This window comes from Pseudocitrobacter cyperus (assembly GCF_039889165.1).
In the GTDB taxonomy this organism is placed as follows: Bacteria; Pseudomonadota; Gammaproteobacteria; order Enterobacterales; family Enterobacteriaceae; genus Pseudocitrobacter; species Pseudocitrobacter cyperus.
The window spans coordinates 132,623-146,199 of record NZ_JAYMYY010000008.1 but is presented as its reverse complement, the minus strand read 5'-3'; the positions used below and the strand labels follow the sequence as shown (position 1 = coordinate 146,199).

Here is a 13,577-nt window from a genome sequence, read left to right as displayed (position 1 = left end):
AGCAGGAGGCCATCCGAAAGGATGGCCTTTTTGCGTTGCAGCGGGAAAAGCCCCGAAGACCCGGTAAGCTCCGCCCACCGGGTAACACACCGCACTACCCCTTCAAATACGCCAGGTTCAATAGCGGATACGGCTTCCCAAGATCGTCCACCTCGCTGCGCCCTGTAACCTTAAACCCCATCTTCTTATAAAACCCAACCGCCTGCTCGTTCTGCTCATTCACATTAGTCGTTAACTCCGGCGCCTGAGAGAGTGCAAGTTCCACCAACAAACGGCCAACCCCCCTGCCACGCGCATCAGGATCCACAAACAATGCATCCATATGCTGCCCGCTCAACAGCATAAAACCAACCGGTTCATCCTGCGCATTGGCCGCAACCCACAGCGGCGCCTCCGGTAAAAATGAGCGTACCAGCGTCTCCAGCTCAGCCCGATACTCAGCAGACAAAAAATGGTGCGTGGCATCAACAGAACGGCACCAGACAGCGACCAGTTTTTCCCCTTCATCGTGCCGGGAACGGCGAATATTAATAACCATAATTACTCCTTTTATTTATTCTTATATTCTACGGTAATGTTGTTAGTGAAACTTTCTCACCTTTCACATGCCGACTCGACATTTCACTTATTCCTGGTTATTGTCAGCTATCTGGATATCTAAACGTTTATACGTATGTTGTGAGGTAACAAGGTTATGCCGATTCGGGTACAGGACGAGCTACCAGCCGTCAATTTCTTGCGTGATGAAAATGTCTTTGTGATGACGGCATCGCGTGCAACAGGTCAGGAAATTCGTCCTCTGAAGGTTCTGATACTCAACCTGATGCCGAAGAAAATCGAAACGGAAAACCAGTTCCTGCGTCTTTTGTCCAACTCACCGCTACAGGTGGATATTCAACTGCTGCGTATTGATGCCCGTGAGTCTCGCAACACGCCCGCTGAACATCTGAATAACTTCTACTGTAATTTCGATGAAATCTGCGATCAGAACTTTGATGGCCTGATTGTGACGGGCGCGCCGCTGGGCCTGGTGGAGTTTAACGATGTCGCTTATTGGCCGCAGATTAAACAAGTACTGGAATGGGCAAAAGATCATGTCACCTCAACGCTCTTTGTTTGCTGGGCGGTGCAGGCCGCATTGAATATCCTTTATGGTATCCCGAAACAAACCCGCACCGACAAGCTCTCCGGCGTCTATGAGCACCACATTCTGCAACCTCATGCCCTCCTCACGCGCGGCTTTGATGACAGTTTCCTTGCACCGCATTCACGCTATGCCGACTTCCCGGCGGCCCTGATCCGCGACTATACCGACCTCGACATCCTGGCGGAGACGGAAGACGGGGATGCTTACCTGTTCGCCAGTAAAGATAAGCGCATCGCGTTTGTCACCGGTCATCCGGAATATGATGCTAATACGCTGGCGGGAGAATATTTCCGCGATGTTGATGCCGGCCTTAGCCCGGAAGTGCCGCATAATTACTTCCCGAAAAACGACCCGCAAAACAAACCTCGCGCCACCTGGCGTAGCCACGGCAACCTGCTGTTTGCTAACTGGCTCAACTATTACGTCTACCAGATCACGCCATACGATCTGCGGAATATGAATCCAACGCTGGACTGATCGTCTACATCTCTCGATCCTAAAGCGTTTCAGCACTCTTCCTCAGGCACCTTCGGGTGCCTTTTTCATTTCCGAAAAGCACCTCAATCAATTAAAAAATTTTAATTCCATTCTAATCATCATGTTACATGCAATTTAATTTAAAAATGGAAATCGTTTTTGATTTTTATTAATTCCTGGATAGTCTTAAAAGTGTTGAATGAAAACTATGCAGCGATCGTCCGTTCACCCCTGGGGGATCGATCGGAATACATAATGAGGATCAGCACAATGACACAACAGGCAACAACGGCGGATGAACTGGCGTTTACCGAACCTTTTACCGGGCAGGAGCAGCAGATCTTAACGGCAGAAGCCGTTGAATTTCTCAGTGAACTGGTGACGCGCTTTACGTCGCAGCGCAATAAACTGCTGGCTGCGCGTATTCAGCAACAGCAGGATATCGATGACGGAAAGTTGCCTGATTTTATTTCGGAAACCGCTTCCATTCGTAACAGTGACTGGAAAATTCGCGGTATCCCGGAAGACTTACAGGATCGCCGCGTAGAGATCACCGGCCCCGTTGAACGCAAAATGGTGATTAACGCCCTGAACGCCAACGTAAAAGTGTTTATGGCCGATTTCGAGGATTCGCTGGCGCCGGACTGGAACAAAGTGATTGATGGGCAAATCAACCTGCGCGATGCCGTGAACGGCACCATCAGCTACACCAATGAAGCGGGGAAAATCTACCAGTTGAAACCCAATCCCGCGCTGCTGATTTGTCGCGTGCGCGGCCTGCATTTACCGGAGAAACACGTTACCTGGCGCGGTGAAGCCATTCCGGGCAGCCTGTTTGATTTCGCGCTCTACTTCTTCCACAACTACAAAGCGTTACTGGCGAAAGGCAGCGGCCCGTACTTCTATCTGCCGAAAACCCAGGCCTGGCTGGAAGCGGCCTGGTGGAGTGACGTCTTCAGCTATGCGGAAGATCGCTTTGACCTGCCGCGCGGCACCATCAAAGCCACTCTGCTGATTGAAACGCTGCCCGCCGTCTTCCAGATGGATGAAATCCTGCACGCGCTGCGCGATCACATTGTCGGCCTGAACTGTGGCCGCTGGGATTACATCTTCAGCTACATTAAAACCCTGAAAAACCACCCCGACCGCGTGTTACCTGACCGCCAGGTAGTGACGATGGACAAGCCGTTCCTCAGCGCTTACTCGCGCCTGCTGATTAAAACCTGCCACAAACGCGGCGCGTTCGCGATGGGCGGCATGGCGGCGTTTATTCCGAGCAAAGACGCCGAGCGAAATACGCAGGTGCTCAATAAAGTCAAAGCGGATAAATCGCTGGAAGCCAACAACGGTCACGATGGCACATGGGTGGCGCATCCGGGGCTGGCGGACACCGCGATGGCCGTTTTCAACGATGTGCTCGGCGAGCATAAAAATCAGTTATTCGTGACCCGCAGCGACGATGCGCCTATCACCGCTGAGCAACTGCTGGCCCCTTGCGACGGTGAACGTACCGAAGAGGGGATGCGCGCCAATATTCGCGTTGCGGTGCAGTACATCGAAGCGTGGATCTCCGGCAACGGCTGCGTACCGATTTACGGCCTGATGGAGGATGCCGCAACGGCGGAAATCTCCCGTACCTCTATCTGGCAGTGGATCCATCATCAGAAAACCCTGAGCAACGGCAAAGCCGTCACCAAAGCGCTGTTCCGCCAGATGCTGGCCGAAGAGTTGTTGGTGATTCAGGAAGAGCTGGGAGAGCACCGCTTCAGCAGTGGGCGCTTCGATGCCGCCGCGCGCCTGATGGAGCAGATCACCACCTCCGACGACCTTATCGACTTCCTGACTCTGCCAGGCTACCGCCTGTTAGCGTAAATCACCACATAACAATATGGAGCATCTGCACATGAAAACCCGTACACAACAAATTGAAGAATTACAGAAAGAGTGGACTCAACCGCGCTGGGAAGGTATTCGTCGCCCCTACAGCGCTGAGGAAGTGGTGAAATTACGCGGTTCGGTTAACCCGGAGTGCACGCTGGCGCAATTGGGCGCGGCGAAGATGTGGCGACTGCTGCACGGTGAGTCGAAGAAAGGCTATGTTAACAGCCTCGGTGCGCTGACCGGCGGCCAGGCGTTGCAGCAGGCGAAAGCGGGTATTGAGGCGATTTATCTCTCCGGCTGGCAGGTAGCGGCTGACGCCAACCTGGCATCGAGCATGTATCCGGATCAATCGCTTTATCCGGCGAACTCGGTACCGGCGGTGGTGGATCGGATCAATAACACCTTCCGCCGTGCGGATCAGATCCAGTGGGCGTCCGGTATCGAACCGAACGATCCGCGTTATACCGATTACTTCCTGCCGATCGTCGCCGATGCGGAAGCGGGCTTCGGTGGCGTATTGAACGCATATGAGCTGATGAAATCGATGATTGAAGCCGGTGCAGCGGCTGTTCACTTCGAAGATCAGCTCGCGTCGGTGAAGAAGTGCGGTCATATGGGCGGGAAAGTGCTGGTTCCGACGCAGGAAGCTATTCAGAAGCTGGTTGCGGCGCGCCTGGCGGCCGATGTTATGGGCGTGCCGACGCTGGTCATTGCGCGAACGGATGCGGATGCGGCAGATCTGATCACCTCCGATTGCGACGCTTACGATAGCGCATTCATCACCGGTGAGCGCACCAGCGAAGGCTTCTTCCGTACTCGTGCGGGCATTGAGCAGGCGATTAGCCGTGGCCTGGCGTATGCGCCGTATGCAGACCTGGTATGGTGTGAAACCTCGACGCCGGATCTCGACCTCGCGCGCCGTTTTGCCGAGGCGGTACACGCTAAATATCCGGGCAAGCTGCTGGCCTACAACTGCTCGCCATCGTTCAACTGGCAGAAAAATCTGGACGATAAAACCATCGCCAGCTTCCAGCAACAACTGTCGGATATGGGCTACAAATACCAGTTCATCACTCTGGCGGGCATTCACAGCATGTGGTTCAACATGTTCGACCTGGCGCGCTCTTACGCGCAGGGTGAAGGCATGAAGCACTATGTTGAGAAAGTGCAGCAGCCTGAATTTGAAGCGGGCAAAGACGGTTACACCTTCGTTTCTCATCAGCAGGAAGTGGGGACGGGCTACTTCGATAAAGTGACGACCATTATTCAGGGCGGCGCTTCCTCGGTAACCGCGTTGACCGGTTCAACGGAAGAGTCACAGTTCTGATCCCGATGCCCGGTGGCGCGCCGCTACCGGGCCGACATCGCGCACTGAACGAGGATAACTATGCCGCGTGGCCTGGAATTATTGATTGCCCAAACCATTCTGCAGGGCTTCGACGCCCAGTACGGGCGCTTTCTGGAAGTCACGTCCGGCGCGCAGCAGCGCTTTGAACAGGCCGACTGGCACGCCGTGCAAAAGGCGATGAAAAGCCGTATTCACCTTTATGATCATCACGTCGGCCTGGTGGTGAAGCAGTTGCGTTGCATCACCGATGGCAAAGGCGCGGATGCCGAATTTTTGTTACGCGTGAAGGAGCACTACACCGCGCTTCTCCCCGATTACCCTCGCTTTGAAATCGCGGAGAGCTTTTTTAACTCGGTCTACTGCCGGTTATTCGATCACCGCTCGCTCACACCGGAGCGGCTTTTTATTTTTAGCTCTCAGCCTGCGCGCCGCTTTCGCACCATTCCACGCCCGCTGGCGAAGGATTTTTTCCCTGAACATGGCTGGGGGCTGCTGCTCAATCGCCTGCTGACCGACCTGCCGCTCCGCCTGCCGTGGCAGAATAAACAGCGTGATATCAACTACATCATTGCGCATCTGAGTGAAACCTTCGGCCAGGCGATGCTTCAGCAATCGCATCTGCAGGTGGCGAACGAACTGTTTTATCGGAATAAAGCGGCGTGGCTGGTGGGTAAGCTGGTGACGCCCTCCGCCACGTTGCCCTTTTTAGTGCCCATTCACCGCACGGATGAAGGGGAACTGTTTGTCGATACCTGTCTGACAACGGCGACGGAAGCGAGCATTGTCTTCGGCTTCGCTCGCTCCTATTTCATGGTTTATGCGCCACTGCCGGCGGCGATGGTGGAATGGTTGCGCGAGATCCTGCCGGGCAAATCCACGGCGGAACTGTATATGGCGATTGGCTGCCAGAAGCATGCAAAAACCGAGAGTTACCGGGAATATCTACACTATATCGCCAGTACTGATGAGCTGTTTATTGAGGCGCCGGGCATTCGTGGCATGGTGATGCTGGTGTTTACGCTACCCGGCTACGATCGCGTCTTCAAGGTTATCAAAGACAAATTTGCCCCGCAAAAAGAGATGAACGCCGCCCACGTTCGTGCCTGCTATCAACTGGTGAAAGAGCACGATCGCGTCGGGCGGATGGCGGACACCCAGGAGTTCGAAAACTTTGTGCTGGAGAAACGGCAAATTTCGCCCGCGCTAATGGCATTGTTACAACAGGAAGCGCCGGAAAAAATCAGCGAACAGGGCGATCACATCGTTATCAGCCATCTCTACATTGAGCGCCGCATGGTGCCGCTCAATATCTGGCTCGAGCAATCCGAGGGACAGCAGTTGCGCGATGCAATTGAAGAGTATGGCAACGCCATTCGCCAGCTCGCCGCCGCCAATATTTTCCCCGGCGATATGCTGTTTAAAAACTTCGGCGTCACGCGTCATGGCCGCGTGGTGTTCTACGATTACGATGAAATTTGCTACATGACGGAAGTGAATTTCCGCGATATCCCGCCTCCGCGTTACCCGGAAGACGAGCTGGCCTGCGAACCCTGGTACAGCGTCTCGCCGGGCGATGTCTTCCCGGAGGAGTTTCGCCACTGGCTCTGTGCCGACCCGCGCATCGGCCCGCTGTTTGAAGAGATGCATGCCGATCTATTCCGCGCGGAGTACTGGCGCGCGCTGCAAAAGCGCATCCGCGAGGGACACGTAGAGGATGTCTTTGCTTATCGCCGCAGGCAGCGGTTTAGCGTGCGATATGGTGTGCTGGAACCCCACTTTTGCGAGTCTCTTTCCAGGAATGAATCGAGCCATTTGTGATACGTGACTTTGCGTTCTATTGTGGCTCCAGTTTGGATCAGGACGTATGTCATGTTGATTTCACTGGAGCAACCGATGCCTTCTTTCTATGATATTGCTAAGAGCTATTCGAGCCATTTTAGACGGAAGGAGGCGGTATGCAGAGCATGCCCGCACAGCAAGCCAAGAACCAGTTTGGTGAGTTACTGATGAAAGCCCAGCGTGAGCCCGTGGAAATCAGTAAGCATGGAAAACGTGTGGCCGTTGTTATCTCACCAGAAGAGTATGACCATTACACCCAGCTAAAATTACAGAGCCTGAAATCCGTGCTGGCAGAGTCTATCGCCCAGGCGGAGAGAGGCGAACTTCATAGCGCCGATGACGTATTTCGCCCACTGACTGATGATGAGCTCAACGCAAAGTAAGGATACGATTCAGGGATGAGCGTGCGGTTTACCACAATGGCGAAGGCGCATATCCGGGCGATCCGGGTTTACTCTGCGCAACGATGGGGAAAAGAGGTCGCTGAGACATATGCGAATGTATTACGTGCCACGATGACGGGTATTCTCGACAAGCATCCCTCACCAGGCCGCGACCGCAGTGACGACCTTTTTTCAGGCGTGCGTAGCTTTCCTGTTGAAAGCCACGTGATTTACTACCAGGAGGTCGCGGAGGGGATTGTGGTTCTGGCCGTGTTGCATGAAAGGCAGGATCCCAATAATTATCTCCAGGCCTGCCACAGGTGTTAGCGTACCCCACCATACGCCAGCGTCACTTCCTTCGCCGCCCTGATCACCATCGCGCCAAACTCCGTTACCCGGTCGTCGGTAATGCGTGAAATCGGCCCGGAAATGGAGATTGCCGCAAACGGCTCGCGGTGCTCGTCATAAATGCAGGACGCCACGCAGCGCAGCCCCAGCGCATGCTCTTCATCGTCAAACGAATACCCGCGCTTGCGCGTCTGGGCGAGATCCTCTTTCAGATGTACCGGCGATACCAGCGTCGCGTGGGTATAGGCATGCAGCCCTTTACGGTGCAGCAAACCAGTGACCTGTTCTTCGCTCAGTTGTGACAAAAAAGCCTTACCCGCGCCAGACGCATGCATGGGGAGCTTGCCGCCAATGGGCGCAGACATGCGCATCAACTGCGTGCACTGAACCTGGTCAATAATAATGGCCTGATGGTCGCTCTGGTCGAGCACCGCCAGGTTAACCGTCTCGCCGGAGTCTTCCATTAGCGAGCGCAGAATCGGGTGGACAATCGCCAGCAGGTTACGGCTCTGCAAAAAGCTGCTGCCGACGATAAACGCGTGTGCGCCCACCGCCCAGTGCCCCAGCTCGCCCACCTGGCGAACGAAACCCTGCTGCTGCATGGTGGTAAGCAAACGGTGAGTGGTGGAATTGGGCAAGCCGGCCTGCTGGGCGAGTTCGGTCAGCGCAACGCTACCGTTTGATTCAGCAATCCATTCCAGTAATTTCAGCCCACGCGTCAGCGACTGAACCTGCCCGCTCTGTGGCGCGGCGGCTGCTGCGGGTTTTCTTCCGCGTTTCGCGGGAACGGTGGCAACCATAGCGGACTCCTTTTCTGTATCGTGGAAATCATTTTCGTTTTATCTGATTATAATGCAATCGCCAACGTTACTGATCCGATGAGTCATGGTGAACATGTCTCATGTAGCGCCTTGTTCTCTTTTCCACCCGCAGGGTTTATGCCAGTATGTCCTGATGCCTTTTTTATCTCTGGGTCTGGTCGGGAGCGCGTGTGAGCAGCAAAGTTGAACAATTACGTCAGCAGTTAAATGATCGAATTCTGGTTCTGGACGGGGGCATGGGCACCATGATCCAGAGCTATCGTCTGAGTGAAGACGATTTCCGCGGCGCGCGTTTCGCCGACTGGCCGTGCGATCTCAAAGGTAACAACGACCTGCTGGTGCTCAGCAAGCCGGAGGTGATCTCCGCCATTCATGATGCCTACTTCGAAGCGGGCGCGGATATCATCGAAACCAACACCTTCAACTCCACGACCATCGCGATGGCGGATTACCAGATGGAATCCCTGTCGGCGGAAATTAACTTTGCGGCGGCGAAACTCGCGCGTGCCTGTGCCGATGAATGGACTGCGCGCACCCCGGAGAAACCGCGCTACGTGGCTGGCGTACTCGGCCCCACCAACCGCACGGCGTCCATCTCACCGGACGTCAACGACCCGGCATTCCGCAATATCACCTTTGATGGGCTGGTGGCCGCATACCGGGAATCGACGAAAGCGCTGGTGGAAGGCGGCGCCGACCTGATCCTGATTGAAACCGTTTTCGACACCCTGAACGCCAAAGCGGCGATTTTTGCGGTAAAAGAAGAGTTTGAAGCGCTGGGCGTTGACCTGCCGATCATGATTTCCGGCACCATCACCGATGCCTCCGGGCGCACGCTCTCCGGGCAAACCACCGAAGCGTTTTATAACTCCCTGCGCCACGCCGACGCGCTTACTTTCGGCCTGAACTGCGCGCTGGGGCCGGATGAACTACGCCAGTACGTACAGGAACTGTCGCGTATTGCGGAGTGCTACGTCACCGCGCACCCCAACGCCGGGCTGCCAAACGCCTTTGGCGAATACGATCTTGATGCCGACACCATGGCAAAACAGATCCGCGAATGGGCGGAAGCGGGCTTCCTCAATATCGTCGGCGGTTGCTGCGGCACCACGCCGGAACACATTGCGGCGATGAGCCGTGCCGTTGCCGGGCTGCCGCCACGCAAGTTGCCTGAACTGCCTGTCGCCTGCCGTTTGTCTGGCCTGGAACCGCTGAATATTGGCGACGACAGCCTGTTTGTGAACGTCGGCGAACGCACCAACGTCACCGGTTCCGCTAAATTCAAGCGCCTGATTAAAGAAGAGAAATACAGCGAAGCGCTGGATGTGGCGCGCCAGCAGGTGGAAAGCGGCGCGCAGATTATCGACATCAACATGGATGAGGGGATGCTCGATGCCGAAGCGGCGATGGTGCGTTTCCTCAACCTGATTGCCGGCGAACCGGATATCGCCCGCGTACCGATCATGATCGACTCCTCGAAATGGGACGTCATCGAAAAAGGCCTGAAGTGCATTCAGGGTAAAGGCATTGTTAACTCCATCTCAATGAAAGAGGGCGTAGAAACCTTTATCCACCATGCCAAACTGCTGCGTCGCTACGGCGCGGCGGTGGTGGTGATGGCCTTTGACGAACAGGGCCAGGCCGATACCCGCGCGCGCAAAATCGAGATATGCCGCCGGGCGTACAAAATTCTCACTGAGGAAGTTGGTTTCCCGCCGGAAGATATCATCTTCGACCCGAATATTTTCGCAGTAGCAACCGGGATTGAAGAGCACAACAACTACGCGCAGGACTTTATCGGCGCCTGTGAAGACATCAAACGCGAGCTGCCGCATGCGCTGATCTCCGGCGGCGTCTCCAACGTGTCATTCTCGTTCCGCGGCAATGACCCGGTGCGTGAGGCAATCCATGCCGTGTTCCTCTACTACGCCATCCGCAACGGCATGGATATGGGGATTGTCAACGCCGGGCAACTGGCGATTTACGACGACTTGCCCGCAGAACTGCGCGACGCGGTAGAAGACGTGATCCTCAACCGCCGTGATGACGGTACCGAGCGTTTGCTGGATCTCGCCGAGAAATATCGCGGCAGCAAAACCGACGACACCGCCAACGCCCAGCAGGCCGAATGGCGTTCCTGGGACGTGAAAAAACGCCTCGAATATTCGCTGGTGAAAGGCATTACCGAATTTATCGAGCTGGACACCGAAGAAGCACGCCAGCAGGCAACGCGCCCGATTGAAGTGATCGAAGGCCCGCTGATGGACGGCATGAACGTGGTCGGCGATCTGTTTGGCGAAGGTAAAATGTTCCTGCCGCAGGTGGTGAAATCGGCGCGCGTTATGAAACAAGCTGTGGCTTACCTTGAGCCGTACATTGAAGCCAGCAAAGAGAAAGGCTCCAGCAACGGTAAGATGGTGATCGCCACCGTTAAAGGTGATGTCCATGATATCGGCAAAAATATCGTCGGCGTGGTGTTGCAGTGCAACAACTACGAAATCATCGACCTGGGCGTGATGGTGCCCGCCGATAAAATTCTCAAAACCGCCAAAGAAGTGAACGCTGATCTCATCGGCCTTTCGGGCTTGATTACCCCATCGCTCGACGAAATGGTTAACGTGGCGAAGGAGATGGAGCGTCAGGGCTTCACCATCCCGCTGCTGATTGGCGGCGCGACCACCTCGAAAGCGCATACGGCGGTGAAAATCGAGCAGAACTACAGCGGCCCGACGGTGTATGTGCAGAACGCCTCGCGCACCGTGGGTGTGGTTGCGGCGCTGCTTTCCGATACCCAGCGTGACGACTTTGTCGCCCGCACGCGTAAAGAGTACGAGACCGTGCGTATTCAGCACGGGCGTAAGAAACCGCGCACGCCGCCAGTGACCTTGCAGGCCGCGCGTGAAAACGATCTGGCGTTTGACTGGGCGAGCTACACGCCGCCGGTGGCCCACCGTCTCGGCGTGCAGGAAGTGGAAGCCAGCATCGAAACGCTGCGCAACTACATCGACTGGACGCCGTTCTTTATGACCTGGTCGCTGGCCGGTAAATATCCGCGTATTCTGGAAGATGACGTTGTGGGGGAAGAGGCTCAGCGTCTGTTTAAAGACGCCAATGAGATGCTCGATAAAATCAGCGCAGAAAAATCACTTAACCCGCGTGGTGTGGTTGGCCTGTTCCCGGCGAATCGTGTGGGCGATGATATTGAAATCTACCGTGATGAAACGCGTACTCACGTGCTCACCGTCAGCCGTCATTTGCGCCAGCAGACGGAAAAAGTCGGCTTCGCTAACTACTGCCTCTCTGACTTCGTCGCGCCGAAATTGAGTGGGAAAGAGGATTACATCGGTGCGTTTGCCGTCACCGGCGGGCTGGAAGAGGACGCGCTGGCCGATGCCTTCGAAGCGCAGCACGATGACTACAACAAGATTATGATCAAAGCGCTTGCCGACCGTCTGGCGGAAGCCTTTGCAGAATATCTGCATGAACGTGTACGTAAAGTTTACTGGGGTTATGCGCCAAACGAAAACCTCAGCAACGAAGAACTGATCCGCGAAAACTATCAGGGCATTCGCCCGGCTCCGGGCTATCCGGCCTGCCCGGAACATACGGAAAAAGGCACCATCTGGGAACTGCTGGACGTGGAAAAACACACCGGCATGAAGCTGACGGAATCCTTCGCCATGTGGCCTGGCGCGTCGGTTTCAGGGTGGTACTTCAGCCACCCTGACAGCAAATACTACGCAGTCGCGCAAATCCAGCGCGACCAGGTAGAAGATTATGCCCGTCGTAAAGGGATGAGCGTAGAAGAAGTCGAACGCTGGCTGGCCCCGAATCTGGGGTATGACGCGGATTAACTTACTCCCCCCGGCTTTTGGCTGGAGGAATTTTTTTGAAAGGCAACCGTCCTTATCGCTAAATGAGTGATTGAATATATTTTTTATTAAAAAGGTGGTGTATCTTCATAATTCATAAATAAATTAATATGTGTTATTGATGAATATATGGAACTCTATGATTTACTAAATGATTATATCAGGCCAAAAGATTTTGAAAATATCATTGATCCACTTCAGGCAAAACGCCGGATTAAAGAGATTTTTCACCTGGAAAAATCATTGGGTGGGATGGTCGGTTCTCTGAATGGTTATATATTGAAGAGAAATGATGGTTTGCGCAGTTATTATTCATATGATCTATATGACCAATCAAGCTGGAGTAAGTTAGATAGTGATATAGATAGAGGACTTTTAATCTTACTTGATTTAAGGCGTGACGCTGATGATGGTTATCGATATCCTTTTTTCATTTCTGAAAATGGAGAACTTTTTTGTGTAAATGATGCAGTCTATGATTCTTTATTTATTAAGAATATTTTAATTTCTTTTTCTATGAAGGTGCTGGCATACGGCAAGCCATCACCAACGCGTAGCAATTTTGTTCCATTAACACGGGAGTATGGTCCAGGTTATTGGCAAACAACTGATAACGATTATCATGCATTATTGAATGTAGGAGTTATGGCTATCAATCGTGCTACATCTATGGGAGATGAAGGAAGACCATTTATGTCTGAAGGAAAGGATTTCATGAATACAATTAGGGATAAGATCCAGATATGGTCACCATTATCTGAGTATATTGATAATGAGAATAAAGAGATCATTTCAAATCGCTCAGTGATCAGACGGTATGGTGAGCAAAGAGAGATTCCGCAACGCTATCTTGAAAGTGATGATGTGTGGGCTGCTGAAGGAAAATCCTGGCACTGGATACCAACAATTAGCGATGAATGTTATGAATTTAAAAAATAGGATCTACATCTTTTGGGGCGTGATGGATGTTATCTCCATATTAATCTATGTCGGATTTTCAATATTTCGTGGGAATATTCCCTTTTATACCGATACACATCATTTTTTGATGAATTTCATGTCAATGAATGTTGGCGGTTGGAGTGGGCTATTTATTATTGCGATGTTTGTTTTTAATATTATATTTTATGTTTCTCTTTTGTGTTCAATTTATTTATTTTTCGCCTCAAGAAAAATACCTGTCTTGTTTCTCGTGTGTCAGGAATTTTTACGACTATGTTCTTTCACCTGCTCTGTATCAATAATTCATTTTGTTTTATATTTTATTCCCGGCTATCCAGCCTATATCGGAATTTTGCTCTTTACCTTTTCAGAGTTTATCAAGGTTGGAACATTATGGTGGTACAGACGGTGTGCAGGTTAAGCATTTTCCTATGCGGATATTGCGTGAAGTCACTTTTCCTTACAACTAACAGGGCACTCAATGAGTGTCCTGTCTCTTTATTGTGCGTAAACCCTTAT

General features: G+C 53.1%; 10 protein-coding genes. 8 read left to right on the top strand and 2 right to left on the bottom strand.

What is annotated here, in order from left to right; all coding sequences use genetic code 11:
- Positions 1–94: 94 nt before the first annotated feature.
- Complete coding sequence (locus tag VSR74_RS20500; RefSeq protein WP_347796401.1) at positions 95–538, bottom strand: acetyltransferase; 444 nt, start codon at positions 536–538, stop codon at positions 95–97.
- A gap of 156 nt (positions 539–694) precedes the next feature.
- Between VSR74_RS20500 and metA the strand changes: the two genes are divergently transcribed.
- From metA to VSR74_RS20470, 6 genes are all read left to right on the top strand, one after another.
- The gene (gene metA / locus VSR74_RS20495; RefSeq protein ID WP_347796400.1) at positions 695–1,624 is read left to right on the top strand and encodes a homoserine O-acetyltransferase MetA; all 930 of its coding nucleotides are present in this window, start codon (positions 695–697) and stop codon (positions 1,622–1,624) included.
- A gap of 270 nt (positions 1,625–1,894) precedes the next feature.
- A complete protein-coding gene (gene aceB / locus VSR74_RS20490) occupies positions 1,895–3,496 on the top strand; it encodes a malate synthase A (RefSeq protein ID WP_347796399.1) in 1,602 nt (533 codons plus the stop codon).
- A gap of 31 nt (positions 3,497–3,527) precedes the next feature.
- Complete coding sequence (aceA, locus tag VSR74_RS20485) at positions 3,528–4,832, top strand: isocitrate lyase (RefSeq protein ID WP_347796398.1); 1,305 nt, start codon at positions 3,528–3,530, stop codon at positions 4,830–4,832.
- 60 nt (positions 4,833–4,892) lie between these two features.
- On the top strand, positions 4,893–6,671 hold the full coding sequence (gene aceK, locus VSR74_RS20480; RefSeq protein WP_347796397.1) for a bifunctional isocitrate dehydrogenase kinase/phosphatase: 1,779 nt from the start codon (positions 4,893–4,895) through the stop codon (positions 6,669–6,671).
- A 137-nt stretch (positions 6,672–6,808) separates the two neighbouring features.
- Positions 6,809–7,075 (top strand): type II toxin-antitoxin system Phd/YefM family antitoxin, encoded by a 267-nt coding sequence (locus VSR74_RS20475; RefSeq protein WP_347796396.1) that lies wholly within the window; start codon positions 6,809–6,811, stop codon positions 7,073–7,075.
- Positions 7,076–7,090: 15 nt separating this feature from the next.
- Positions 7,091–7,402, top strand: coding sequence for a type II toxin-antitoxin system RelE/ParE family toxin (locus tag VSR74_RS20470; RefSeq protein WP_347796395.1), 312 nt, complete (start codon positions 7,091–7,093; stop codon positions 7,400–7,402).
- On the opposite strand, the gene iclR is transcribed toward VSR74_RS20470, so the two are convergent.
- The gene (iclR, locus tag VSR74_RS20465; RefSeq protein WP_347796394.1) at positions 7,399–8,223 is read right to left on the bottom strand and encodes a glyoxylate bypass operon transcriptional repressor IclR; all 825 of its coding nucleotides are present in this window, start codon (positions 8,221–8,223) and stop codon (positions 7,399–7,401) included. The genes VSR74_RS20470 and iclR overlap by 4 nt on opposite strands.
- 191 nt (positions 8,224–8,414) lie before the next feature.
- Between iclR and metH the strand changes: the two genes are divergently transcribed.
- A complete protein-coding gene (gene metH / locus VSR74_RS20460; RefSeq protein ID WP_347796393.1) occupies positions 8,415–12,098 on the top strand; it encodes a methionine synthase in 3,684 nt (1,227 codons plus the stop codon).
- Positions 12,099–12,245: 147 nt separating this feature from the next.
- Positions 12,246–13,055 carry a hypothetical protein gene (locus VSR74_RS20455; RefSeq protein WP_347796392.1) on the top strand — a complete coding sequence of 270 codons (810 nt, stop codon included), beginning with the start codon at positions 12,246–12,248 and terminating at the stop codon, positions 13,053–13,055.
- Positions 13,056–13,577 lie beyond the last annotated feature (522 nt).